Origin of the sequence: Pectobacterium zantedeschiae, assembly GCF_004137795.1 — a bacterium.
In the GTDB taxonomy this organism is placed as follows: Bacteria; Pseudomonadota; Gammaproteobacteria; order Enterobacterales; family Enterobacteriaceae; genus Pectobacterium; species Pectobacterium zantedeschiae.
Genome location: NZ_NWTM01000004.1, coordinates 220,256 through 244,802, shown reverse-complemented (window position 1 = coordinate 244,802; position 24,547 = coordinate 220,256). Strand labels below are relative to the sequence as shown.

Sequence of the window (24,547 nt, the reverse complement as noted above, 5' to 3'; positions counted from 1 at the left end):
CATCCCTCATTCTGGTCTGAAGATCCCGATAATATCGCTAGCCTGCGGAGCGGCGGCGGTTGTGGGTTCATCGGCCCGACTCTGGCGATATCCGCACTTCACGCACACCACCACCTCGATGTCATCTTCTCGTCCAACCGCCAGCGTGTCCTGAGCCTGACACGTCGGACATACGGCCCCAGCAATAAAACGTTTACGCATGATAACTCCCATTCATCTCCGCCCTAAAATCTAGAACCTATTCTACTAGGCGTTATTGGCGCAGACAGTTTGGACTCGGACAGCGCGCAGAAACCGGAGCGTACACGCAGTACGTGAGGATTTATTCGCTTCGCTCACCCTACGGGCCACACTGAAGTGTGTTCAAACGCTATCGCGTTTGTGCGAGCACTGCCCAGGTTCAAAATGGCAAGTAAAATAGCCTAGAGAATAGGTTCTCACTCGTCGTCCTCATCCCATACACTCGGCCGACGGCGCTCGCGCAGCATTTCCCGTTGGAAAATATCTTCCAACTCACGACGGGCTTCTTTCACACGGGAGATTTGTGCGACATCTCCCGTCAGTTGCGGCATCAATTCACGCAGCATGCGCATATCCAGACGGCGGAAATGCTGTTGCGCCCGCATCGCCTGATGTGGATGCATGCCTAACGTTACCAGTGTTTTCCGCCCTAGCTCCAGCGCACTGGAAAACGTTTCACGCGAGAAATGCCTTACGCCTGTCTGCAACAGTTCGTGGGCTTCAACACGGCCGCGTGCGCGCGCCAGAATCTCCAGATTCGGAAAATGCTGCTGACACAGATGGACGATTTCCATCGTATCTTCCGGCGCATTACAGGTGATCACGATTGAGCGAGCTTTATCCGCCCCCGCCGAACGCAGCAGTTCCAGCTCCGTGGCATCACCATAATAAACCTTATAACCATAGCTACGCATGAGGCTGACGGCGCTGATATCGCGTTCCAAAACCGTAATCCGCATTTTATTCGCCATGAGCAAACGGCTGATCACCTGTCCGAAACGTCCAAAGCCCACCACAATGACCTGCGGTTCGTCGTCTTCAACATACGGTTTCTCATCCGGCACGTCCTGCACGTTATAGCGACGCGCCAGAATACGGTCGATCACCTGCATCAGCAGAGGTGTCGTCATCATCGATAGCGTCACCGTCACCAGCAATAGCGGTAACTGCTCACCTTTCAATACGTTGAATGAAGCCGCAGCGGAAAACAGAACAAAAGCGAACTCGCCGCCCTGACTCAGCACCCCAGCAAACTGCAAACGCTCGGATCGGCGCATTCGGTTAATCCGCGCCAGGAAATAAAGTACAGCCGCTTTCACCGCCACCAGCACGAATACTGCGACCATAATCTTTACGATGTGGGTATAGAGAATGCCGAGATTTAGCGCCATCCCCACAGAGATGAAGAACAGTCCGAGCAGTAAACCTTTGAACGGCTCAATCGCAATTTCCAGTTCATGTCGATACTCGCTTTCCGCCAGCAGAATACCCGCGATAAAGGTACCTAACGCCATCGAAAGCCCTAATGCTTCCATAAATAGCGCAGAACCCAGCACCAGCAACAGTGCCGCAGCGGTAAACACTTCGCGCACGCCAGATGCCGCGATAAAACGGAACAGCGGACGTACCAGATAGCGGCCACCGATTAACATGCCAAGAAATGCGGCGACCTTGAGCCCGATCCGTTCCCAATCGCCGAAATCCCCCTGTACACCAGCCAGAATCGGAATCAGCGCCAATGCAGGGATAACGGCAAGATCCTGAAACAGCAGAACAGAAAAGCCAAGCTGCCCGGACTCGCTACGGTTCATGCCCTTTTCGCGCATCAGTTGCAGCGCCATGGCCGTTGACGACATCGCCAGTCCAACGCCGCCGATCAGCGCAGACTGCCACGAGAAGTCCGTCAGATATAAGGCTCCGCCCAGAATCAGCGCACTCAGGCCAACCTGAGCCGCCCCAACACCGAAGATCGAACGGCGCAGCGTCCAGAGCTTAGACGGATTCAATTCCAGACCGATGATGAACATCAGGAAAACCACACCTAGCTCAGAGAAATGCAGGATAGCTTCCACGTCGCGGATAAAGCCGAGCCCCCAAGGGCCAATGGCGATCCCAGCGATCAAATAACCCAATACGGCACCAATCCCTAATCGGGCAGCGATCGGTACAGCTACTACCGCCACAAACAAAAACAAGACTCCGGCGGTCAGTAGCGCAGAACTCTCCATATTAGCGTTCCTCTTCAGATAAAGGGGAGGATAGCCATTCACCGTAAGCTCTGGCTTGACTCGATAATACATCAGGCTGTAAACGACGAGCCCAGTAAACAATCATGGGGCGCATCCAGTGCATACGGCACATGGCGGCCGTCAGTTCAAACGGACGTAGCAAATCATCCATGGGGTAACGATTGTTGCCATCAGCATGATAGGCATCTTCCGGTTCACCCGTCGTAATCACCGAACGCCAATATTTTCCCGCCAACGCATTACCGCCAATCCCATTGGCAAAACCACGGGATAGCACCCTATCAAGCCACTCTTTCAGCAATGCAGGACAGCTGTAGGTGTAAAAAGGGTGTTGGAAAACAATGATCTGGTGCTCACGCAGCAGCTGTTGTTCGTGATGAATATCGATAAAAAAATCAGGATAGTGTGCGTAAAGATCGTGCACAGTTACATTTGCCAACTGCTGCGCCGGTTGCAATAAGACGCGGTTTGCGACCGAGTCCTGTGGTTCCGGATGGGCATACAGCAGCAAAATCTTCGGTGGCTGCGACATCATTCCCCTCCAAAGCGTCGTCATGATAATCGTTTTCCGTTACCATGCAGCGCAACGACTAAAAACAGGACACCGCGTGTCCTGATATGTCCATAATTTAACATACTCTGAACATACGGCGCTTTATGATTGTTTTCTCTTCGCTGCAAATTCGACGTGGTGTACGCGTTCTGATCGACAACGCGACAGCAACAGTTAATCCCGGCCAGAAAGTCGGTCTGGTGGGCAAGAACGGCTGTGGTAAATCTACGCTGCTGTCATTACTGAAAGGTGAAATCAGCGCCGACGGTGGTAGCGCGACATTCCCGCAAAACTGGTCACTGGCCTGGGTGAATCAGGAAACCCCAGCATTGGACAAACCGGCCTTGGACTATGTGATTGACGGCGACCGCGAGTTTCGCCAACTGGAAGCCGCGTTGCAGACCGCCAACGAAGAGAACGACGGCAATGCCATTGCCACACTGCACGGCAAGCTGGATGCCATTCAGGCCTGGACGATACAAGCCAGAGCGTCAAGCCTGCTCAGTGGATTAGGATTTTCTCAGCCACAGCTGCAACAGCCTGTCAGCGCCTTTTCCGGCGGCTGGCGGATGCGTCTGAATCTGGCACAGGCGCTGATTTGTCGTTCAGACTTGCTGTTGCTGGATGAGCCAACCAACCACCTCGATCTGGATGCGGTAATCTGGCTGGAAAAGTGGCTAAAAAGCTATGCTGGCACGCTGGTTCTGATCTCGCACGACCGTGATTTCCTCGATCCGGTGGTGACCAAGATTCTGCACATCGAACAGCAGTCGCTTAACGAGTACACCGGCAACTACTCTTCCTTTGAACGCCAGCGTGCCACCCGTCTCGCACAGCAGCAATCGCTCTATGAACACCAGCAGGAGCGTGTCGCGCATCTGCAACATTACATTGACCGATTCCGTGCGCAAGCAACCAAAGCCAAACAGGCCCAAAGCCGAATAAAAATGCTGGAACGCATGGAGATGATTGCGCCGGCGCATGTCGATAACCCTTTCCGCTTCAGTTTTCGCGCACCAGAATCGTTGCCCAATCCTCTTATGAAGATGGAGAAAGTCAGCGCAGGCTACAACGACAAGCTGATTCTCGAATCCATCAAACTCAATTTAGTGCCAGGCTCCCGCATCGGGCTACTTGGCCATAACGGCGCAGGTAAATCCACGCTGATTAAACTGCTTGCTGGCACGCTTGCTCCGTTGAAAGGGGAAATTGGGCTAGCAAAAGGCGTTAAGCTCGGTTACTTCGCCCAGCATCAGCTAGAGTTCTTGCGTGCAGACGAGTCGCCATTGCAACACTTGGTGCGTCTGGCAGAACGAGAAACAGAGCAGCAACTGCGCGACTACCTCGGCGGCTTCGGCTTTCAGGGCGACAAGGTCACCGAGATCACAGAGCGCTTCTCTGGCGGCGAAAAAGCCCGTCTGGTGCTGGCGCTGATCGTCTGGCAGCGTCCGAATCTCCTGCTGCTCGATGAACCGACCAACCACCTCGATCTCGATATGCGTCAGGCGTTGACTGAAGCGCTAATTGATTTTGAAGGCGCGCTGGTTGTCGTCTCGCACGATCGACACCTGATCCGTTCCACCACCGACGATCTCTATCTGGTACACGATCAGAAAGTGGAGCCGTTCGACGGAGACCTGGAAGATTACCAACAGTGGCTGGTCGGCCTGCAACGTCAGGAAAATGCGACTGATGAAGCGCCAAAAGAAAATGCAGCCAACAGCGCGCAGGGTAGAAAAGATCAGAAACGCCGTGAAGCCGAGTTGAGAACACAAACTCAGCCACTGCGTAAGCAGATAACCAAGCTTGAGCAGCAGATGGAAAAGCTGGGTGAAACGCTGGCAGCGCTTGAAGCTCGGCTTGCTGACAGTGCAATCTACGATATCAGCCGCAAGGCTGAACTCACCGACTGCCTGCAACAACAAACCAAAGTCAAAATCGAGCTGGAAGAAACAGAACTGTCCTGGCTGGACGCGCAGGAACAGCTAGAGCAGATGATGCAGAGCGAGTAAATTTGGGTTCTCTTGTCTGAAAAGAACTGCGAGCGGTAACCCCGCTCGCTACTTTATCAATGCGCATTAACGCAAAATCAGCATTAATGCCAAATCAACGTTAATGCCAGATCAACAGTACGCAGGCGGCGGTCAGCAGCCCCATTGATACATTGAAGATAATCCACGCTTTCTTACTGCGCAGCAGTCGCCCAATCATCGTGCCAAATCCGAGCCAGATAACACCGGAAACCAGATTCACCAGCACAATGCCGATGCTTATCGCGATCACAGAATGGTTATAGCCTTCACCAGCCAGACTAAAACTGGCAACCGCGCCCAACGCCATCAGCCACGCTTTTGGGTTCAGGAATTGCAGCAACCACCCCTGATAAAGCCGGATCGGCTGAGGCGGCGCAACAGACGTTTCCAGCCGCTCGTAAGCCGCCGTGGCGATTTTCCATGCCAGCCAGAGCAGATAGGCACTACCGAGGACTTTCAGGATAAAATGCAGCGAAGGATAAATCAGAATCAAACCACCGACGCCGAATGCCACCAGCAGCAAAATGCTTTGCATACCCAGCATGATGCCGACCATCAGCCATAGTGAACGCATAAAGCCAAAGTTCGCGCCTGAGGTGGTCAACAGCATATTATTCGGCCCCGGCGTGATGGCCGCTACCCATAAAAAACCCAACATCGAAAGAAATAAACTCAGTTCCATTATTTGTGGGCGCTCCTGACCCAAATGTCGTACCAACTGGCAGCATTGAAGCTAACAGTGTGATATTGATCGTACAAGAGCCGACAACAAGATTTTCATATCCTTTATGCATGACCATTTTCGTCCGCTGAGCGGCGCCCATAATCCGCATCTGCAAACGCTATTGCCGCGTCTGATTCGTCGTCACGCGAAATTCTCACCAATCTGGCAAGCACTCGAATTACCGGACGGTGATTTCGTCGATCTGGCGTGGAGCGAAGCGCCCGAACAGGCAAGGCATAAACCGCGCGTGGTGCTGTTTCACGGATTGGAAGGCAGCTTTCATAGTCCCTATGCCCACGGCCTACTGCATGCCTGTAAACAGCGCGGCTGGTTGGCCGTCATCATGCATTTTCGCGGATGCAGCGGTAAGCCAAACCGGATGAAACGTATTTATCACTCCGGCGAAACCAGCGATGCCAGCTATTTTCTGCACTGGATGCAAGAGACGCTGGGCGAGGCTCCGACTGCCGCCATCGGCGTGTCTCTCGGTGGCAATATGCTGGCCTACCTGCTTGGTCAGCAGGGCGAAGCCTGTTCCCTGTCCGCTGCCGTCATCGTTTCCGCCCCCTTGATGCTCGAACCCTGTAGCCGTCGAATGGAACAAGGTTTCTCCCGCGTCTATCAGCACTATCTGTTGCGCCTGTTGAAACAAAATGCCAGCCGCAAGCTGGCCGCCTACCCAGACACATTGCCGATTCAACTGCCGCAGTTAAAACGGATCCGCCAGCTACGGGAGTTTGATGACGTCATTACCTCACGTATCCACGGCTTTCACGATGCGGCCGACTACTATCGACGCTGTAGCGCTCTGCCGCTGTTGCCTCAAATACGCAAGCCGCTGCTGATTATCCATGCGAAGGACGATCCTTTCATGACGTCAGAGGTAATTCCCGATCTGTCGCAGTTACCGTCTAATATTGAGTATCAGCTAACGGAACACGGCGGACATGTCGGCTTCGTTGGTGGAACATTGCTGAAACCGGAAATGTGGCTGGAACAGCGCATTCCCAATTGGCTTAGCCCATTTTTGGACCACGCCACCGATTCTTCAGGAACCATTTATACTCAGGAACCCTTTTACTCAGGAACCATAGCGTGATTATTCCCTGGCAACAGCTCGATCCAGAAACGCTGGATAACATCATCGAATCTTTCGTCCTGCGCGAAGGCACTGATTACGGCGAACAGGAGCGCTCGCTGGCGCAGAAAGTAGAAGATATCCGTAACCAGCTCCAATCTGGCGAAGTGGTTTTGGTGTGGTCTGAGTTGCATGAAACCCTCAATATCATGCCGCGCAGCCAGCTCAATTCAGGAGGACATGCCCCGTATTGAGCATGGCGAAAGACGTGAAAGAACGCGCCAAACATGCTAACAATGGGAGCAATTACGTCATTTTTGAGAATGCGCGCAGGCTTTCAGTCTATGCGAGCATCGCGATCACGGAGTCACGCGCCTTATGTCACACCAGCATCCGATTATTGCGGTTACGGGTTCCAGCGGAGCGGGAACCACGACCACCAGTCTGGCCTTCCGTAAGATTTTCCAACAGTTCAACTTGCGCGCTGCCCAGTTAGAAGGTGACAGCTTTCATCGCTATACCCGCCCGGAAATGGATATGGCGATTCGCAAAGCGCGCGATTTAGGGCGACACATCAGCTATTTTGGCCCGGAAGCGAATGACTTCAGCCTGTTGGAACAATCGTTTATCGAATATGGCCTGCACGGGCGCGGCCAGACGCGTAAATACCTTCATACCTACGATGAAGCCATTCCCTATAATCAGGTTCCAGGGACGTTCACACCATGGGAACCCATGCCGGAACCTACCGATATCCTGTTCTATGAAGGATTGCACGGCGGCGTGGTCACCGCTCAAAACGACGTGGCGCAGCATGTTGATTTGCTCGTCGGCGTAGTGCCGATCGTCAACCTGGAGTGGATTCAAAAACTGATTCGTGACGTCAATGAACGCGGCCACTCACGTGAAGCGGTGATGGATTCCGTCGTCCGATCCATGGAAGACTACATCACCTATATTACACCGCAGTTCTCTCGCACCCATATCAACTTCCAGCGCGTGCCTACCGTGGACACCTCCAACCCGTTCGCTGCCAAGTCGATCCCCTCACTGGATGAAAGCTTCGTCGTTATCCACTTTCAGGGATTGGATAATATTGATTACCCTTATCTGCTCGCCATGTTGCAGGGCTCGTTTATTTCCCACATCAATACGCTGGTCGTTCCCGGCGGAAAAATGGGGCTGGCAATGGAGTTAATCATGGCACCGCTGGTACAGCGGTTGATAGAAGGGAAAACGATCGAATAGGCAACGCAGAGCACGGCAACACTTGCCAAGAGGATAATGCCAATCGTTTAAGCATAGAGATACACGGGGCGACCACAGGGGTGAGGCCTCCTTGCGGGAGCCTCCCCCTGTGTTTCCCCCGAATAACAGGCTTAGATGACCAGAATTAGTGTCCAAAGAGAGGAATTATGGCAGCACCCTAATTTCGTGGCTGTGCGTCACTTCAACGGCCTTGCCCAGCATCAATGCCACAGAACAGTATTTTTCTGCCGACAGTGCGACAGCTCGCTCGACAGCTTTATCGGTCAGCCCTTTCCCCGTCACGATAAAATGCAGATTGATATGGGTAAATAAGCGCGGTGCTTCAGACCGACGCTCTGAGGTTAATTTCACCTCACAATCCGCCACATCGTTACGGCCTTTTTGTAGAATCGATACAACATCTATCGCGCTGCATCCCCCTACTGACATCAATACCATTTCCATCGGACTGGGCGCTTTATCGCCAGAATTACCGTCCATTAATATCTGGTGCCCTGATGCGGACTCGCCCAAAAACGTTAAGCCTTCAACCCATTTTACCCGAGCCTGCATGATGCTTCTCCACTAAAAATTTTTTGAAAATTTATACCGTTACTGTACAAAAACCAGCGTTAATCAGAGCTTTGTCATGCTGAAGCGAGACAACACAAGACACATCCTTAAAGCTGTGTTAAAACGAAAATAGAATAGACCTTTTCTGGACAAACCCAGAAACGAAGAAGATGATGACGTAGCCAGACATACCCAGCCACGTTTTACGGTGCGGCAAGGCTGCAACCGAAAAACCAAGGGTACAGTGGTTCCAGTATATTCCCTGACGTCATTCTGACTAGATTGAATTTTATTTTTTTAGCAGTTAAACACGCCGTACAGGGAACTCTGACCCCTGTAATTTGCGCAGTGAATTACAACAGAGGATGATAGCGAATGGTTCTCGGCAAACCGCAGACAGACCCAACTCTCGAATGGTTCCTTTCCCATTGTCATATCCACAAGTATCCATCGAAGAGCACGCTGATTCACCAAGGTGAAAAAGCAGAAACGCTTTACTACATCGTGAAAGGCTCTGTAGCAGTGCTAATCAAAGATGAAGAAGGTAAGGAAATGATTCTTTCCTACCTCAATCAGGGCGATTTTATTGGTGAGCTTGGCCTGTTTGAAGAAGGTCAGGAGCGCAGTGCCTGGGTTCGGGCAAAAACTGCCTGTGAAGTGGCTGAAATTTCCTATAAAAAATTCCGCCAGCTCATCCAGGTTAACCCGGATATCCTCATGCGCCTGTCTGCGCAAATGGCAAGCAGACTTCAGGTTACCTCAGAAAAAGTCGGCAACCTCGCCTTCCTTGATGTAACTGGCCGTATCGCCCAGACATTACTCAACCTGGCCAAACAACCTGATGCCATGACACATCCAGATGGTATGCAAATTAAAATTACCCGTCAGGAAATTGGGCAAATCGTTGGCTGCTCGCGTGAAACCGTGGGCCGCATTCTGAAAATGTTAGAAGACCAGAATCTGATCTCTGCGCACGGTAAAACGATTGTCGTTTACGGCACTCGTTAAGACTTTGTCGCGGTACCCTACCAATAAAAAAGCGTGAGGCCTCTGCCCCACGCTTTTTTTATGGCGAGCCATCCCTGGCCGCCACCCTACGTTTTTTATCGCTATGCTTTTGAGAACGTGACTCAATTTCCCGCGCTAACGACCTGCCCGACAGCTTTAGCGAATTTCGCCATCCCCTGCGCAATATCGTCTTCATCAATGATCAAAGAGGGTACAAAACGGATCACGTTCGGTCCAGCCATTAACACCATCAGTCCCTCAGCCGTTGCTGCAGCCAAAAATTCGCCCGCGCGGCCATGCCATTGCGGTTTCAACTCTGCCCCCAGCAGAAGCCCCATACCGCGAACTTGAGCAAATACACCGTACTGCTGGTTGATTTTCTCAAGCTCACTGACAAAGCGATCGTGACGATCCGCTACGCCCGACAGCACTTCCGGCGTGTTAATGATATCCAGTGCGGCTTCCGCCACCGCACAGGCCAGCGGATTACCGCCATAGGTGGTGCCGTGTACCCCAACCGTCATGACCGATGCGATCTCTTCCGTCGTCAGCATCGCACTAATCGGAAAACCACCGCCCAACGCTTTCGCGGTTGTGAGAATATCTGGCGTAATACCATAGTGCATATAACTGAATAATTTACCGGTACGCCCCATCCCACTTTGTACTTCATCAAACACCAGCAGCGCCTTGTGCTGGTCACACAGTTCGCGAACGCCCTGTAAAAACTCAGGCGTAGCCGGTGTAATCCCACCTTCTCCCTGAATCGGCTCCAGCACGACTGCACAAGTGTGATCGTCCATCACCGCTTTAACCGCCGCCAGATCGTTGAACGGAACATGTACAATATCCGCAGGCTTAGGCCCAAAACCATCGGCATATTTAGGCTGTCCGCCAACAGAAACGGTGAACAGCGTACGGCCATGGAACGCATTGTAGAAGGCGATGATCTTGGTTTTATATGGGCTGTGACGTTTAACCGCATAGTGACGCGCCAGCTTAAATGCGGCTTCGTTAGCTTCCGCACCGGAGTTCACAAAGAACACACGGTCGGCAAAAGTGGCATCAATCAATTTACTGGCAAGGCGCAGCGCGGGCTCATTGGTAAAAATATTGCTGGTGTGCCACAGCTTTTCGCCCTGCTGCTGCAATGCGTTAACTAACGCAGGATGGCAGTGGCCGAGTGCCGTGACGGCGATACCCCCGGAGAAATCGATATATTCACGACCGTCCTGATCCCAAACGCGACTCCCCTTACCTTTTACTGGTACAAACTTCGCTGGTGCATAAACCGGCAAAATCACCTTATCGTGAGTATCCCGTGTCACCGCTTTCTGCTCTGCTGCCATTTGCTGCCTCACTCTGCTATCCGTTACGTCAGAAATGAAAATATAGTCAATAAATATGCATAAAAAATCAATCACAGGCAATATTAAATCAGCCGATGAGAAGAATAACTTTCTATATCGCTAAATTTTAAGGAAATTATCCAAAAGCTGATGTCCTTGCTGGCTGAGAATGCTCTCTGGGTGAAACTGCACACCTTCCAGCGGCAGTGAGCAATGGCGGATCCCCATAATCTCGTCACGCTTGCCTTCATGCTCGCTCCAGGCCGTGACCTCAAAGCAATCAGGTAGCGAGGCAGCATCAATAATGAGTGAATGATAACGGGTGACAGTCAAAGGCTGAGCCAACCCGGTGAACACCCCCGTATCGCTATGCGCAATCGCTGAGGTTTTACCATGCATCACCTGTCGTGCCCGCACCACTCGTGCGCCGAACGCCTGCCCCATCGCCTGATGGCCGAGACACACGCCCAGAATAGGCAATTTATCGGCAAAGTGACGAATAGCAGCGAGTGAAATACCCGCCTCATCTGGCGTGCAAGGGCCTGGAGAAATAACCAAACGCTCAGGCGCAAGCCGCTCAATCTCATGCAGCGTCAGTTCATCATTACGCTTCACCACGACTTGCGCGCCAAGTTCACAAAAGTATTGGTAAAGGTTGTAGGTAAAGGAGTCGTAGTTATCGATAATCAGCAGCATGGTTTACTTATTGATAAATAATTGATGATTCATTTTATTGTGCTGTTGATGTCCGCCCATTAACCGGGGCGTTTTCACGAGCAGGGACCAACAGCCAAGCTCGCAGGTAGGGCAGTATTCGCTCGTGGAGTGATAACTGGCTATGAACAGCACAAAAATTCATCGCCATCGCCTGTGTCTCAAATGCCTGAACGCCCTCAGCTAAGATAGCCATCGGCACGTCCTGCCGGAAGTATCCCGCCTCAAGCCAGCGTATGATAATGTCGATATAGCGATCGAACGCCAGCGCAATAGGCCCAACCTGTTCAATACCTGCCGCACCAGAGCGGCGTAAGATAACGTCAAAGACGTAGCGTTCAGATGTCATGAATTGCATACGAGGCAGCAATCGTTCAACGAATTCATCAAGTCCGTCAGGAATCGCAACGGCTTCCATTTCATCGAGTAACTGATGAATACGTTCACCAATCAGTTGGTCCATCAGCGTTTCCTTATCGCTGAAATGGGCAAAAAAAGTGCCCTTCGCTACACCAGCTCGTGTTACGACCTCCTCAATCCGTAAAGCATCATACCCCCCTTCACCAATCAATTGTTGGGCTGTCGCGATCAGTCGCGCATGTGTCTCTTTTGTTCGTTGCTGTATTCGCTTTGTCATCATGACTTGATAACACGATTTCCGACCGTGGTCAAAATTACAATTGACCGCGGTCAATTTACACATCATTATGACCGCGGTCAGTTTTATAAATACAGAGAACATTCGCCTGTCTCACCAACATCAGGCAGACGTTCATACAGCCCAATATAGGACCCAGGCCAATGCAAACTCACTGGGTACGAATAAAAAACATGAGGAAATAAGATATGCTTAATACGGGTAATGTTCTGATTGTTGGCGGTTATGGCATCGTTGGCGGACAAATTTGCACCCTGCTTGCCAAACGTCATCCCCACCTTCACCTTCTCATCGGAGGAAGATCGCTCGACAAAGCACAAAAAACAGCACGGGCATTACCCAATGCTACTGGCGTACACCTTGACGTAGAGGACGCCGATCCACTGGAGCACCTACCGATCCAGCCCGACGCAATCGTCGTATCGGTAAATGATCACCACGACCGTCTGCTGTTATCAGCAACACGCCGTGGTATTGCACTCATCGATCTTGCTCGCTGGCAGGAACGGCAAGACGATGCTAACCGCATACTTCATGGCGTTAGCCTTTCTTCACCTGTCGTCTTAGCATCAGGCTGGATGGCGAGTATCGCTGCTATCGTCGCAGCGGCGTATCGTCAATCGGCTCACCCTGCTCAGCGCATAGACATTGATGTTTTGTTTTCGTCCGCAGATAAAGCCGGGCCCGATTCCGTCACAAGTTTTGTAGATATGCACAAACCTTTCACCATTTATGAAGCAGGACAGAAACGCATCGTACGGGGAATGGCCGATCCTAAACCTGTACGTTTTAGTAATGGCCGAGTCATCAACGTCAGGCGTTTTTCCAGTCCGGATCAGACAACATTGGTCAAGACGGGCCATGCAGAAAGCGTCTCGGCACGCATGGCTTTCGACAACACTGCTACCACGGCCGCATTCGCACTCTTTGCCCGCTCTGGCATTTGGGGAATGCTATCCGTAGCTAAACGCCGGGCCTTGCTATACAGACCAGGCCAGGGAGCATCGCACGAATTCATACTCGAAATCGTTGAAGATACGGGAACAAAGAAAATCAGCGTCAAAGATATGCTTGGACAAACTCATATGACCGCAATCAGCGCAGCCAATCAGGTTGAGCGCGTTTTGGCTCTAAATAACCGGATACGCCCCGCTTCCGGCGTGACTTACCCCGAACAATCTGCCGATCTATCCGCTGACATCGACACAATGCGTGAAATGGGATTGCAGATAGAACACCATAACCCTTCCTGAAAACATATTGACTATTACAGGGATGCAAAATGTTATGGCAGTTTATTCTCTTTATTTTAATTAAAGTGTGATGTCATCCTGACACCTGCGTTTCTCCTGCTGTAATGGCATCCCTATTGCCAGGAGAAACTATTTTTAGTAACAAAAAATAAATGGAAATGGCTATAAAGACGTCATCATAAAAATGACTAACATCAGGGCCTGATAGAAATCCACTTAAGGTTTAATTTTATTATTGATACAGATCACAATTAACAATTTCGTATAAAAACCCCATAAAACCAATATAGAAAAATAAAGAAACTTTATTTTAATATGCCACAAATAAAAACCAATGCCTTGATTTTTAATCATAAAAAATAGGAATCAGTTTCTTATCATACAAGACTGCGCTTGCCCAAAATCTTTTCCGATGTTAGGTAACAAATATATTTCTCACCTCATATTGTATTGTTTATTTTTTCTGTTAACACTTAGCTCGGCTTTATAGACAAACTTTAATTTCATTTTTGTTGAAACAGCCATTTTATTACACAGGGTGTGTAGTGATAAATACCCAAAAATTCTATGTCAAGGAGAGTACACAATGAAATACCTACTGCCTTCTGCAGCCGCTGGGCTGTTGTTACTTGCAGCCCAACCAACAATGGCAGCAAACACGGGAGGTTATGCCACCACTGACGGCGGCGACGTTTCCGGCGCTGTGAAAAAAACCGCACGCTCTTTACAAGAGATCGTCGATATCATTGAGGCAGCAAAAAAAGACTCAAGCGGTAAAGCAGTCAAAGGTGGGGCATACCCGCTCGTGATTACTTATAACGGTAATGAAGATGCGCTGATCAAAGCCGCTGAAGCCAATATCTGTGGCCAATGGAGCAAAGATCCGCGTGGCGTAGAAGTCAAAGAGTTCACCAAAGGGATCACCATCCTCGGGACCAACGGTTCTTCCGCTAACTTTGGTATCTGGATTGTAAACTCTTCCAACGTTGTCGTACGTAACATGCGCTTCGGCTATATGCCTGGCGGTGCAAAAGATGGCGATGCTATCCGTATTGATAACTCACCGAACGTCTGGATCGACCACAACGAAATTTTCGCCAAGAACTTCGAATGCGCTGGTACGCCAGACAACGACACCACCTTTGAATCGGCTGTCGATATCAAGAAAGCATCAACTAACGTTACGGTGTCGTACAACTACATCCATGGCGTGAAAAAGGTAGGTTTGAGCGGTTCAAGCAACACGGATACGGGTCGTAACCTGACTTATCATCACAATATCTATAGCGATGTTAACTCACGTCTGCCGCTGCAACGCGGTGGCCAGGTGCATGCTTATAACAACCTGTATGATGGTATCAAAAGTTCAGGCTTTAACGTCCGTCAGAAAGGGATCGCACTGATCGAAAGCAACTGGTTTGAAAATGCGCTTAACCCTGTGACCGCACGTAATGATGACTCCAACTTCGGTACCTGGGAACTGCGTAACAACAACATTACCAGCCCGTCTGATTTTACTAAATACAACATCACTTGGGGTAAACCTTCCACACCGTATATTAATGCAGACGACTGGAAGAGTACTGGTAAGTTCCCGGCAGTCCCTTACAGCTACTCCCCAGTATCCGCACAGTGTGTGAAAGATAAACTGGCGGACTATGCTGGCGTAGGTAAAAATCAGGCCGTACTGACAGCAGCCAACTGTAAATAAACGCGTTAATCCCGGTGTATTCACTCTGCACCGGATTCTCTTGAGCGAGCTATTTAAGCTCGCTCATTTTTAAGCGGCATAGAAATCAATAATAATTATTTCTTAACAAACTAAAATTAAATATACAATTAACCTCATAACAAAAAAACTGAATACACCTTGGTACTATATTTTTACTTAAGATGAATTTTTACGTTAGCCAGAGTATCTCTCACAATAAGAGTAGCGTTCTTAAATCAAACCAATGAAGAAACTGAGGTAAACTCGTTACTCGTTAAAAAATAACTCACTGATTTTATGTCATTTTAAAAGAGTGCTGTTTCCTATAAAATCCAAATCATTCAATCATCAGTATTACAAAATGTTTCCACTGTAATACATTTAACATTTCACCCTTGAATTGAACTTATTTTTTGACCACACTCCCCTTGGTTTTTCATCAAATTTGATGATTCATTTTTGTTGAAAAATGTATACCTGTGACATCGGGCATATGGAGCGATAAATGCCCATGAATTATATTCCAAGGAGACAGTTATAATGAAATATCTATTGCCTACGGCAGCCGCCGGATTATTACTTCTCGCTGCTCAGCCAGCCATGGCCGCCAATACGGGCGGTTATGCCACTACGGATGGCGGAGAAGTTTCCGGTGCCGTGAAAAAGACCGCACGTTCTATGCAAGAAATTGTGGATATCATTGAAGCCGCAACCGTGGATTCAAAAGGCAAGAAAGTCAAAGGCGGTGCATATCCGCTGATCATCACCTATAACGGTAATGAAGACTCGCTAATCAAAGCGGCCGAAAAAAATATCTGCGGTCAGTGGAGCAAGGACGCCCGCGGCGTACAAGTCAAAGAGTTTACCAAAGGGATCACCATCCAAGGCACCAATGGCTCATCTGCCAACTTCGGTATCTGGATTATCAATTCATCTAACGTTGTCGTACGTAATATGCGCTTTGGCTATATGCCAGGCGGCGCGCAAGACGGCGATGCTATTCGTATTGATAACTCACCGAACGTCTGGATTGACCACAATGAGATCTTTGCCAAAAACTTTGAGTGTAAAGGCACACCAGACAATGACACCACTTTTGAATCGGCCGTCGATATCAAGAAAGGGTCAACTAACGTCACCGTGTCATACAACTATATTCATGGCATCAAAAAGGTGGGGTTGAGCGGTTCAAGCAATACGGATACAGGCCGTAATCTGACTTACCATCACAATATCTATCGCGATGTTAACTCACGTCTGCCGCTACAGCGTGGTGGTCTGGTTCACGCTTACAACAACCTGTATGACGGTATCACTGGTTCTGGCTTTAACGTTCGTCAGAAAGGGATCGCACTGATCGAAAGCAACTGGTTCGAAAATGCGCTTAACCCAGTGACGGCACGTAACGACAGCTCCAATTTCGGTACCTGGGAGTTGCGTAACAACAACATCACGAAAGCGGCGGATTTCTCCAAATACAACATTACCTGGGGCCGCCCTTCTACGCCTCACGTCAATGCGGATGATTGGAAAAGCACCGGCAAGTTCCCTTCCATTTCTTATAAATACTCTCCGGTTTCGGCACAGTGTGTGAAGGATAAACTAGCAAACTATGCTGGCGTAGGTAAAAACCTGGCGGTACTGACAGCAGCTAACTGCAAATAAACACAGTCAGATTTACCCTCAAGCGAGCTCCATGAGCTCGCTTGTTTTTTATAGGAGCCCACGCGAGACATACCTACAAACAAACACAAATTAAATACCAAGCTAATTATATTAATTCGCAATCAATCGCCTTATTAACTAATGGAAAGACCATTTTTTAATTAAGGGTTAAGTGATAAAAAACAATGAATCCTCAACACAGGATTAATTAATAACTTGATCGGCATCAATTATTTTTTGACACTACCATCTCAATGAGAAAATTTTACTTATTCTTTGATAGCGCTCACAGTTATCACCTATATCAAAATATCCTCATCATAGAATAATAAAACGAAATATAATTTTATTTTTCATAAAAACTCTAAGCTCACTTATTTTATAAAAAATGAAAAGAATATTTTCATTTAAAATAGAGACTTATTAATCATCGATATTTCCCTGTGTTATTCAGTCGATATATTTAATATCTAAATATTGAATTATTTTATTTTTATGATAACACTTAAACGGGATTTCAATAAACCTTGATTTCATTTTTATTGAAACACCGCAATAATATAATCGGGTGATGTGGAACATTAATACCCAAAAAATTCTATTCCAAGGAGAGTACCTTAATGAAATACCTACTGCCTTCTACAGCCGCTGGGCTGTTATTGCTTGCGGCCCAACCGACGATGGCGGCAAATACGGGGGGTTATGCTACCACCGACGGTGGTAACGTTGCCGGTGCAGTGAACAAAACTGCACGCTCCATGCAAGATATTATCGATATTATCGAAGAAGCGAAGCTCGATTCCAAAGGTAAGAAAGTCAAAGGTGGCGCTTACCCGCTCGTCATCACCTATAACGGTAATGAAGACGCGCTGATCAAAGCCGCTGAGAACGATATCTGCGGTCAGTGGAGTAAAGACGCTCGTGGTGTGGAAGTCAAAGAGTTTACCAAAGGGATAACCATCATCGGAACCAATGGATCTTCTGCTAACTTCGGGATCTGGCTGGTAAAATCATCCGATGTAGTCATACGTAACATGCGTTTTGGTTATATGCCGGGCGGCGCACAGGACGGTGATGCTATTCGTATCGATAACACGCCTAACGTCTGGATTGACCACAACGAGATCTTCGCGAAAAACTTTGAATGCGCAGGCACAAAAGACGGTGACACCACATTCGAATCCGCGATTGATATCAAGAAAGCTTCCACCAACGTGACGGTGTCGTACAACTACATTCACGGTATCAAAAAAGTCGGTTTGAGCGGCTTCAGCAGCAGTGATACAGGCCGTGACCTGACTTACCATCACAATATTTACGATGACGTTAACGCTCGTCTCCCACTGCAACGTGGCGGCCAGGTTCACGCATACAACAACCTGTATACTGGCATCACCAGTTCTGGCCTGAATGTGCGCCAGAAAGGGATTGCGCTGATCGAACGTAACTGGTTCGAGAATGCAAAAAACCCAGTGACTTCACGTTACGACGGCTCCAACTTCGGTACCTGGGAACTGCGCAATAACAACATCATGAGCCCAGCCGACTTCGCGAAATACAACATCACCTGGGATAAAGACACCAAGGCCTACGTGAATGCTGAAGACTGGAAAAGCACCGGCACGTTCGCTTCTGTTCCTTACAGCTACTCTCCGGTTTCAGCACAGTGCGTGAAGGATAAACTGGCGAACTATGCTGGCGTGAATAAAAACCTTGCCGTGCTGACAGCAGCAAATTGCAACTAATCACGAAATGTAAAGTGTAATAAGCGAACTTCAGGCTCTTACCCTCATTATCCTGTGCTAGCAGGAGCCTGTAAGCGAGCGCAATGCCCACGGTTTATCCTTTGGGCCATACTTGAGCGAGCCCTAAGGGCTCGCTCATTTTTATCGTTAATATTCAAGGAAATGAAATGAAACGTTCTCTTCTGTTCGCCGCACTGTTTAGCACCAGCACAGTATTCTGTGTCGGCATACCGATGGCTAGCGCCGCCACACCGGCAGCACCAGAGTTGAAAGGATTCGGAACTGATACCGTGGCAGGCAGCGGTGGGCACATTATTCGCGTCACAACACTGGCTTCTTCCGGGGCTGGTTCACTCAGAGAAGCACTGGCCGCTAAAGGGCCACGCATTATCGTTTTCGAGGTTGGTGGCATCATCGACCTGAATAAAAGCGATCTTCGATTAACCGAGCCGTTTGTCACCATCGCTGGCCAAACCGCCCCTTCTCCTGGCATCACAATCATTCGCGGCGGAATGGGAATTAGCACGCATGATGTACTCATGCAGCATATTCGTTTTCGCATCGGCGATGCCGGTACGGGTAAAAAAAGCGGTTTTGAACGCGATGTTTCAATCAATGGCAAAGATGCCTATAACGTGGTCATCGACCACTCCAGTTTCGCCTGGGGGACAGATGAGAACCTGTCTATTTCAGGCCCACGCTACGACGGGCCGCAGGGAACCGCACACCGCATCACACTCTCAAACAATATCGTTGCTGAAGGCTTATACGACTCAGCTCACACCAAAGGCATTCACTCAATGGGGACGCTGGTTCACGATAACGTGACCGATGTGTCGATCGTGGGCAGCCTGTATGCTCACAACAACGAGCGCAACGCCTGGTTCAAGGCGGGTTCAACGGGCGTGATGGTCAATAACCTGATCTACAACCCTGGCATTTGGGGCGTTCGCGTTGGTGGCGTAAAAGGCGAGTGGGAAGGGAAAACCATGCCAGCCAGCCCACTCGTTTCCGTTGCAGGTAACGTGATGCACTACGGCGAAAATACCAAAGCAGGCTTAGGATTGGTAGGAAGCAACAGCTCCGGCGATGTCTGGATGTCAGATAACCTTGCATACGATGCCAAGGGCAAAGCCGCTCCGCAAACATCAGGCACCGGGATTACGTTGCTCAAAGTGTCCCCGATCTGGCCTGCGGGCTTAACGGCATCACCAGCCAGCGCCGTTACCAATCAGGTACTGCAAAGCGCGGGTGCGCGTCCCAAAGATCGTGATGCCGTCGATAAGCGTATCGTAGACAACTTCAAACAGCGGAAAGGTGGCTTCGTGAACAGCCAAGAAGACGTCGGCGGTTACCCCGTTGCAACAGCAACCTACCGTCAGTTAAACGTGCCGAGTACTGGCGTAGATGCCTGGCTACAGCAGATGGCAAAAGCACTGGAATAACGTGATAGCTGAGGTATTAAGATCGCAAAAGGCCACTCTCGTGGCCTTTTCATATTCTCAGTTTCTTACTTCTCTATCTCACCAATCAGGGCAACACTTTCGCGGATTGGATCACAACTGGCGTAGTCGGTACGTTCTGATAAGGCCCGACATTTTTCGTTGGTACCTGCGAAATCTTATCCACGATTTCCATGCCCTTCACGACTTTACCGAACACGGCGTAGCCAAAATCGCGCTGCCCGTGATCGAGGAAAGCGTTATCCGCTACGTTGATGAAGAACTGGCTGGTCGCACTGTCTTTATCAGAGGTACGCGCCATGGCGATGGTACCGCGTTGGTTACGCAAACCGTTATCCGCTTCATTCTTGATCGGCGCATTTGTCGCTTTTTGGCTCATTTCGCCAGAAAAGCCGCCACCCTGCACCATAAAACCAGGGATTACACGGTGAAATGTCGTCCCGTTGTAAAAGCCGTTGTTAACGTACTCGACGAAATTTTTTACCGAAACCGGTGCCTTCTGGTTATCTAAAGACAGTTCGATATTGCCCGCGGACGTCGTCAGCAGCACATGAGTAGTGCCAGAAGCCGCAAAGGCTGGGGAAAATGCCGCCAGTGAAATAAGGGCCGCCGCAGCAACCAGAGTACGTTTGAACATGAGAATTCCTTTTTGAAGAGGCCGACTACACAAAGCGTAATGATTGTAAGTATCCGCACCCTTCAACGCTACCCATTTACCTTTTTTTACGTATAAAAGTCTGTTCGTAACCAACTATTAGCGAAAACCTGCATAAAAGATAAAAAAAGAGCCGATTGGATCGGCTCTCATGATGTGATCGCGTATTGTATCTAGCCCATACGCTCAGAGCGCACCGCCAGATCGCGACTGTATTGACGGCTGGCATCCACCAGCATCGAGGTGTAGGCATCTTTCGGCACATCGCCGGTCAGGTCGTCGGTTTCCAGCGTTTCCAGTATTTTGCCGTATTGCATCACCGCCACTTTATGGCACAGGTGGGAAATGACGCCCAAATCATGCGTCACCATGAGATAGGTCAGTTTTTCCTGCTGCTGCAACTCCGTCAGCAGATTGAGAATCTCCGCCTGCACTGAGACATCCAGCGCCGACGTCGGCTCATCCAACAACAATACTCTCGGCTCCAGAATCAGCGCGCGGGCAATCGCGACACGCTGACGCTGCCCACCCGAAAGTTGATGCGGATACCGGCGACGGAAGTGTGTTCCCAATCCCACTTTCTCCAGCAAGGTATCGATACGGTCGTCACGGTCGTCAAAACGGTGGATCGACAGCGGTTCTTCCAGAATCGCCTCCACTGTATGACGGGGATGCAGCGATCCGTACGGATCCTGGAACACCATCTGTACCCGGCGACAGCGCGCCTGTTCGATCCGATGCGCCAGTTTCTTTCCGTCAATGTGCAGCGTGCCTTCCCAGTGATTAAATAGCCCGGCCAGACACTTCAGCACCGTGGTTTTACCGGAGCCCGATTCCCCAACCAGACCAAAGATATCGCCATCGTTGACGGTAAGGTTCACATCGTACAACACCTGATTCTTCGCGCTGCCGTGACCAAAAGAGAGATTCAGGTTATTCACTTCGATCATCGGCTTACGCTGACTCATTGCTTCAGTTGCCATGATTATCCCCTTTATCCGTTGATCCAGGCGGGATCGCGATTCATCACCGGCAAACGCGGACGTCGGTGATCGATATCCGGCAGCGAATTCAGCAACCCACGCGTATACGGATGCTGCGCGTTGTCCAGATCGGCGGCGGCAATCGACTCCACGACGCGCCCGGCATACATCACCAGCACTCGATCGCAGAAGCTGCGCACCAGATTGATATCATGGCTGATGAAAATCAGCCCCAGGCCGCGCTCACTCACCAGATCGTCCAGCATCGCCAACACCTGCAAGCGCACGGATACGTCCAGCGCGGAGGTCGGTTCATCGGCAATCACGATTTCGGGTTCGGTAATCAGCATCATCGCAATCATGATCCGCTGCCCCTGACCACCCGAAATCTCATGGGGATACAGATGATAAACACGCTCTGGCTGACGAATACGCACCACATCCAGCATCGCCATGACCTTTTCCTTCGCTTCGCGGTGCGACACCTTATGGTGTGCCAGATAGGCTTCGGCAATCTGATCGCCGACGCACACCACCGGATTCAGTGAATATTTTGGATCCTGCATAATCATGGATATGCGCTTGCCGCGAATCTGACGCATCCGCGCCTCATCCGCTTTCAGTAAATCGGTATCACCGAAACGTAGTTTGTCTGCCGTAATCCGCGCGCTGTGTGGATGCAGTTGTAATAACGCACGTCCGACTGTCGATTTACCTGAGCCGGATTCGCCGACAATCGCCAGCTTTTCACAGCCAAGCTGGAAGGAGACGCCGCGCACGGCATCCGTCACCGCACCACGATTCACGAAGCTTACCCGCAGATTTTCCACTTCCATCAGGGGCGAGCTTCCCGGCGCACGTTGAGAAAACTTATTCAGTTCTGGGATCGAGGATGTCACGTAGGCCGTCTCCAAGAAAGTTGAACGCCAGGCTGTTAATCAAAATCGCCAGCCCCGGAATAGTTACTAACCACCAGCACTCCATCATGTAACGACGACCCGCAGAGATCATCGCTCCCCACTCAGGATCGGGCGGCTGCGCGCCCAACCCCAGAAAGCCCAGACCCGCCGCCGTCAGAATGATGCCCGCCATATTCATGGTGATACGAATAATCACCGACGGCAGACACAGCGGCACAATATGGTGCAGCAGAATGCGGATAGATGATGCACCTTGCAGCTTTACGGCAGAAACAAAGTCCGCGTGGCGCAGCGACAGCGTCTCCGCCCTTGCAAGACGAGCAATCGGTGGCCAGGCCGTCAGCGTAATCGCGATCACCACATGGTCAAGACCAGGACCGAGTGCAGCAACAAACGCCAGCGCCAATACCAGGCTGGGGAAAGAGATGAAAATATCGGTGATACGCATCAGGATGGTATCGACGATACCGCCGTAATACCCCGAAACCACGCCCAGCGCCAACCCAATCGGCCCAACGGTCACCGACACCAGCGCAACGATATACAGCGTGATGCGTGAACCGTAGACCAGACGACTAAACACATCGCGCCCAAACTCATCGGTGCCGAAGTAATGTGCCGCACTCGGCGCCTGTAGCGCGTTGGCCAAATCCTGTACCAGAGGGTCGTGCGTGGCGATCCACGGCGCGAAGATAGCAACCAGCATCAACATCAGCACAATCGCGGAACCAATCGCGGTGAGCGGATTGCGCAGCATCGTCAAAAGAAACCCACCGATTCTCGCACCGCGTAGCCGCAGACGGCTCACGCGTTTTTCCGGCGGTGTCCGCATTACCGACTCACGGCTGACCGGCTGCTCAGAGGAAATATTCATGCGTTCGTCCTCGGATCAAAGATTTGATACAACATGTCCGACAGCAGGTTAAGCGTCACGAAGATCAACCCCACCAGCAGCACACATCCCATAACCGCATTCATATCCCCCAGCAGCAGGCTACCTGTCAGATAGGAACCAAAGCCCGGCCATGAGAAGACGGTTTCGATCAGCACCGCCCCTTCCAGCAGCGAGCCATACGCCAGCGCCACTACCGTCAGAAGCTGAACCAGAATATTGCGAAACGCATGCGCCCAGACAACACGGAACTCAGACAGTCCCTTAACTCGCGCCGTAATGATGTATTCCTGCGAAAGCTGCGCCAGCATGAAGCTGCGCGTCATACGGCTGATATAAGCTAGTGAATGGAAACCGAGAATCGTGGCTGGCAGCACCAGATGGTTCAGCGCGCTGCGGAACACATCCCACTCACCTGCCAGTAATGAATCCACCAGCAGCAGGCCGGTACGGTTCTCAACCAGGCCGTCGTAGGCCATATCAACCCGACCAGCACCGCCAACCCAGTTCAGCCAGGCATAGAACACCAGCAGCCCCATCATCCCGACCCAAAATATCGGTGTGGAATAGCCCGCCAGACTGATAAAACGCACCACATAATCCGCCCACTTACCGCGTCGCGCCGCAGCCAGCACGCCTAGCGGCACACCTAGACCCGCCCCAACAATAATTGCCATGGTGGCTAGTTCGATGGTGGCGGGGAAAACCCGGATAATGTCATCCACAACCGGCCGCCCAGTCAGGAGTGCATTGCCCAAATCCCCATGCATCAGTGAATTGAAGTAAATAAAGAACTGCACATACAGCGGTTTATCCAACCCCAGCTGTTGGTAAACCTGTTGATAGGTACTTTGGTCAGCGTCCTGCCCGACAATCGCCAGGACTGGATCGATTGGCATCACGCGGCCGATCACGAAGGTCAGGATTAATAACCCGAACAGCGTGACAACGACCTGAAACAGACGTTTTGCCAAACGACGCAGTACTCCACCCGGCTTGATCCAATCAGAGAAAACCATATTCTTTCTCCTGATAACCCAGTTAGCGGCGAC

23 protein-coding genes are annotated in these 24,547 nt (G+C 50.4%); 10 read left to right on the top strand and 13 right to left on the bottom strand.

The window, feature by feature from the left end:
* Nucleotides 1-6 precede the first annotated feature (6 nt).
* From CLR69_RS19760 to kefG, 3 genes are all read right to left on the bottom strand, one after another.
* Entirely contained in the window at nt 7-201 is a 195-nt protein-coding gene (locus CLR69_RS19760) for a YheV family putative zinc ribbon protein (RefSeq protein ID WP_167483401.1), read from the bottom strand.
* A gap of 236 nt (nt 202-437) precedes the next feature.
* Entirely contained in the window at nt 438-2,249 is a 1,812-nt protein-coding gene (gene kefB, locus CLR69_RS19755) for a glutathione-regulated potassium-efflux system protein KefB (RefSeq protein WP_129708415.1), read from the bottom strand.
* Nucleotide 2,250: 1 nt separating this feature from the next.
* Nucleotides 2,251-2,802: a glutathione-regulated potassium-efflux system ancillary protein KefG gene (gene kefG / locus CLR69_RS19750; RefSeq protein WP_014701638.1), complete on the bottom strand. Its 552-nt coding sequence runs from the start codon at nt 2,800-2,802 to the stop codon at nt 2,251-2,253.
* A gap of 125 nt (nt 2,803-2,927) precedes the next feature.
* Here kefG and CLR69_RS19745 point away from each other — a divergent pair, with 125 nt between their 5' ends.
* The gene (locus CLR69_RS19745; RefSeq protein ID WP_129708418.1) at nt 2,928-4,835 is read left to right on the top strand and encodes an ABC transporter ATP-binding protein; all 1,908 of its coding nucleotides are present in this window, start codon (nt 2,928-2,930) and stop codon (nt 4,833-4,835) included.
* A 100-nt stretch (nt 4,836-4,935) separates the two neighbouring features.
* Here the strand turns inward: CLR69_RS19745 and CLR69_RS19740 are convergent, their stop codons facing one another.
* A complete protein-coding gene (locus CLR69_RS19740) occupies nt 4,936-5,538 on the bottom strand; it encodes a LysE family translocator (RefSeq protein ID WP_005969536.1) in 603 nt (200 codons plus the stop codon).
* Between the two features lie 106 nt (nt 5,539-5,644).
* On the opposite strand from CLR69_RS19740, the gene CLR69_RS19735 reads away from it, so the two are divergent.
* The 3 genes from CLR69_RS19735 (at nt 5,645) to CLR69_RS19725 (ending at nt 7,906) form a co-directional block, all read left to right on the top strand.
* On the top strand, nt 5,645-6,679 hold the full coding sequence (locus CLR69_RS19735; protein WP_131535098.1) for a hydrolase: 1,035 nt from the start codon (nt 5,645-5,647) through the stop codon (nt 6,677-6,679).
* Entirely contained in the window at nt 6,676-6,912 is a 237-nt protein-coding gene (locus tag CLR69_RS19730) for a YheU family protein (RefSeq protein ID WP_131535097.1), read from the top strand. Before CLR69_RS19735 ends, CLR69_RS19730 begins: the two co-directional genes overlap by 4 nt.
* Nucleotides 6,913-7,036: 124 nt before the next feature.
* The gene (locus tag CLR69_RS19725) at nt 7,037-7,906 is read left to right on the top strand and encodes a phosphoribulokinase (protein ID WP_129708425.1); all 870 of its coding nucleotides are present in this window, start codon (nt 7,037-7,039) and stop codon (nt 7,904-7,906) included.
* A gap of 165 nt (nt 7,907-8,071) precedes the next feature.
* On the opposite strand, the gene CLR69_RS19720 is transcribed toward CLR69_RS19725, so the two are convergent.
* The gene (locus tag CLR69_RS19720; protein WP_129708427.1) at nt 8,072-8,479 is read right to left on the bottom strand and encodes an OsmC family protein; all 408 of its coding nucleotides are present in this window, start codon (nt 8,477-8,479) and stop codon (nt 8,072-8,074) included.
* A gap of 375 nt (nt 8,480-8,854) precedes the next feature.
* Here CLR69_RS19720 and crp point away from each other — a divergent pair, with 375 nt between their 5' ends.
* Complete coding sequence (gene crp / locus CLR69_RS19715) at nt 8,855-9,487, top strand: cAMP-activated global transcriptional regulator CRP (protein WP_004090925.1); 633 nt, start codon at nt 8,855-8,857, stop codon at nt 9,485-9,487.
* 122 nt (nt 9,488-9,609) lie between these two features.
* Here the strand turns inward: crp and argD are convergent, their stop codons facing one another.
* The 3 genes from argD to CLR69_RS19700 form a co-directional block, all read right to left on the bottom strand.
* Complete coding sequence (argD, locus tag CLR69_RS19710; RefSeq protein ID WP_131535111.1) at nt 9,610-10,836, bottom strand: bifunctional acetylornithine/succinyldiaminopimelate transaminase; 1,227 nt, start codon at nt 10,834-10,836, stop codon at nt 9,610-9,612.
* Nucleotides 10,837-10,956: 120 nt separating this feature from the next.
* A complete protein-coding gene (locus CLR69_RS19705) occupies nt 10,957-11,532 on the bottom strand; it encodes an aminodeoxychorismate synthase component II (RefSeq protein WP_129708430.1) in 576 nt (191 codons plus the stop codon).
* A gap of 34 nt (nt 11,533-11,566) precedes the next feature.
* Entirely contained in the window at nt 11,567-12,190 is a 624-nt protein-coding gene (locus tag CLR69_RS19700) for a TetR/AcrR family transcriptional regulator (RefSeq protein ID WP_131535096.1), read from the bottom strand.
* A 206-nt stretch (nt 12,191-12,396) separates the two neighbouring features.
* Here CLR69_RS19700 and CLR69_RS19695 point away from each other — a divergent pair, with 206 nt between their 5' ends.
* The 5 genes from CLR69_RS19695 (at nt 12,397) to pelZ (ending at nt 20,027) form a co-directional block, all read left to right on the top strand.
* A complete protein-coding gene (locus tag CLR69_RS19695; protein ID WP_131535095.1) occupies nt 12,397-13,461 on the top strand; it encodes a saccharopine dehydrogenase NADP-binding domain-containing protein in 1,065 nt (354 codons plus the stop codon).
* 586 nt (nt 13,462-14,047) lie between these two features.
* Nucleotides 14,048-15,172, top strand: coding sequence for a pectate lyase PelA (gene pelA / locus CLR69_RS19690; RefSeq protein ID WP_129708436.1), 1,125 nt, complete (start codon nt 14,048-14,050; stop codon nt 15,170-15,172).
* Nucleotides 15,173-15,712: 540 nt separating this feature from the next.
* Entirely contained in the window at nt 15,713-16,837 is a 1,125-nt protein-coding gene (pelB, locus tag CLR69_RS19685; RefSeq protein ID WP_129708438.1) for a pectate lyase PelB, read from the top strand.
* 620 nt (nt 16,838-17,457) lie between these two features.
* Nucleotides 17,458-18,582 carry a pectate lyase PelC gene (gene pelC, locus CLR69_RS19680; protein ID WP_129708440.1) on the top strand — a complete coding sequence of 375 codons (1,125 nt, stop codon included), beginning with the start codon at nt 17,458-17,460 and terminating at the stop codon, nt 18,580-18,582.
* Nucleotides 18,583-18,749: 167 nt separating this feature from the next.
* Complete coding sequence (pelZ, locus tag CLR69_RS19675) at nt 18,750-20,027, top strand: pectate lyase PelZ (RefSeq protein ID WP_131535094.1); 1,278 nt, start codon at nt 18,750-18,752, stop codon at nt 20,025-20,027.
* An 85-nt stretch (nt 20,028-20,112) separates the two neighbouring features.
* On the opposite strand, the gene ppiA is transcribed toward pelZ, so the two are convergent.
* From ppiA to CLR69_RS19650, 5 genes are all read right to left on the bottom strand, one after another.
* Nucleotides 20,113-20,682, bottom strand: coding sequence for a peptidylprolyl isomerase A (gene ppiA, locus CLR69_RS19670; RefSeq protein WP_129708446.1), 570 nt, complete (start codon nt 20,680-20,682; stop codon nt 20,113-20,115).
* A 191-nt stretch (nt 20,683-20,873) separates the two neighbouring features.
* Nucleotides 20,874-21,650, bottom strand: coding sequence for an ABC transporter ATP-binding protein (locus tag CLR69_RS19665; RefSeq protein WP_197730596.1), 777 nt, complete (start codon nt 21,648-21,650; stop codon nt 20,874-20,876).
* A gap of 44 nt (nt 21,651-21,694) precedes the next feature.
* Nucleotides 21,695-22,582: an ABC transporter ATP-binding protein gene (locus tag CLR69_RS19660; RefSeq protein WP_395303059.1), complete on the bottom strand. Its 888-nt coding sequence runs from the start codon at nt 22,580-22,582 to the stop codon at nt 21,695-21,697.
* On the bottom strand, nt 22,554-23,435 hold the full coding sequence (locus CLR69_RS19655; RefSeq protein ID WP_129708934.1) for an ABC transporter permease: 882 nt from the start codon (nt 23,433-23,435) through the stop codon (nt 22,554-22,556). The genes CLR69_RS19660 and CLR69_RS19655 overlap by 29 nt, the downstream gene beginning before the upstream one ends.
* Before the next feature lie 38 nt (nt 23,436-23,473).
* Nucleotides 23,474-24,514 carry an ABC transporter permease gene (locus CLR69_RS19650; protein ID WP_010277605.1) on the bottom strand — a complete coding sequence of 347 codons (1,041 nt, stop codon included), beginning with the start codon at nt 24,512-24,514 and terminating at the stop codon, nt 23,474-23,476.
* Nucleotides 24,515-24,547: the final 33 nt, after the last annotated feature.

Coding starts and splice junctions, on each gene's coding strand:
- pelZ (WP_131535094.1), top strand. CDS start 18,750: ATGAAACGTTCTCTTCTGTTCGCCGCACTGTTTAGCACCAGCACAGTA.
- argD (WP_131535111.1), bottom strand. CDS start 10,836: ATGGCAGCAGAGCAGAAAGCGGTGACACGGGATACTCACGATAAGGTG.
- CLR69_RS19725 (WP_129708425.1), top strand. CDS start 7,037: ATGTCACACCAGCATCCGATTATTGCGGTTACGGGTTCCAGCGGAGCG.
- pelA (WP_129708436.1), top strand. CDS start 14,048: ATGAAATACCTACTGCCTTCTGCAGCCGCTGGGCTGTTGTTACTTGCA.
- crp (WP_004090925.1), top strand. CDS start 8,855: ATGGTTCTCGGCAAACCGCAGACAGACCCAACTCTCGAATGGTTCCTT.
- CLR69_RS19745 (WP_129708418.1), top strand. CDS start 2,928: ATGATTGTTTTCTCTTCGCTGCAAATTCGACGTGGTGTACGCGTTCTG.
- CLR69_RS19655 (WP_129708934.1), bottom strand. CDS start 23,435: ATGCGGACACCGCCGGAAAAACGCGTGAGCCGTCTGCGGCTACGCGGT.
- CLR69_RS19705 (WP_129708430.1), bottom strand. CDS start 11,532: ATGCTGCTGATTATCGATAACTACGACTCCTTTACCTACAACCTTTAC.
- ppiA (WP_129708446.1), bottom strand. CDS start 20,682: ATGTTCAAACGTACTCTGGTTGCTGCGGCGGCCCTTATTTCACTGGCG.
- CLR69_RS19735 (WP_131535098.1), top strand. CDS start 5,645: ATGCATGACCATTTTCGTCCGCTGAGCGGCGCCCATAATCCGCATCTG.
- CLR69_RS19665 (WP_197730596.1), bottom strand. CDS start 21,650: ATGATCGAAGTGAATAACCTGAATCTCTCTTTTGGTCACGGCAGCGCG.
- kefB (WP_129708415.1), bottom strand. CDS start 2,249: ATGGAGAGTTCTGCGCTACTGACCGCCGGAGTCTTGTTTTTGTTTGTG.
- CLR69_RS19700 (WP_131535096.1), bottom strand. CDS start 12,190: ATGATGACAAAGCGAATACAGCAACGAACAAAAGAGACACATGCGCGA.
- kefG (WP_014701638.1), bottom strand. CDS start 2,802: ATGTCGCAGCCACCGAAGATTTTGCTGCTGTATGCCCATCCGGAACCA.
- pelC (WP_129708440.1), top strand. CDS start 17,458: ATGAAATACCTACTGCCTTCTACAGCCGCTGGGCTGTTATTGCTTGCG.
- pelB (WP_129708438.1), top strand. CDS start 15,713: ATGAAATATCTATTGCCTACGGCAGCCGCCGGATTATTACTTCTCGCT.
- CLR69_RS19695 (WP_131535095.1), top strand. CDS start 12,397: ATGCTTAATACGGGTAATGTTCTGATTGTTGGCGGTTATGGCATCGTT.
- CLR69_RS19720 (WP_129708427.1), bottom strand. CDS start 8,479: ATGCAGGCTCGGGTAAAATGGGTTGAAGGCTTAACGTTTTTGGGCGAG.
- CLR69_RS19760 (WP_167483401.1), bottom strand. CDS start 201: ATGCGTAAACGTTTTATTGCTGGGGCCGTATGTCCGACGTGTCAGGCT.
- CLR69_RS19650 (WP_010277605.1), bottom strand. CDS start 24,514: ATGGTTTTCTCTGATTGGATCAAGCCGGGTGGAGTACTGCGTCGTTTG.
- CLR69_RS19740 (WP_005969536.1), bottom strand. CDS start 5,538: ATGGAACTGAGTTTATTTCTTTCGATGTTGGGTTTTTTATGGGTAGCG.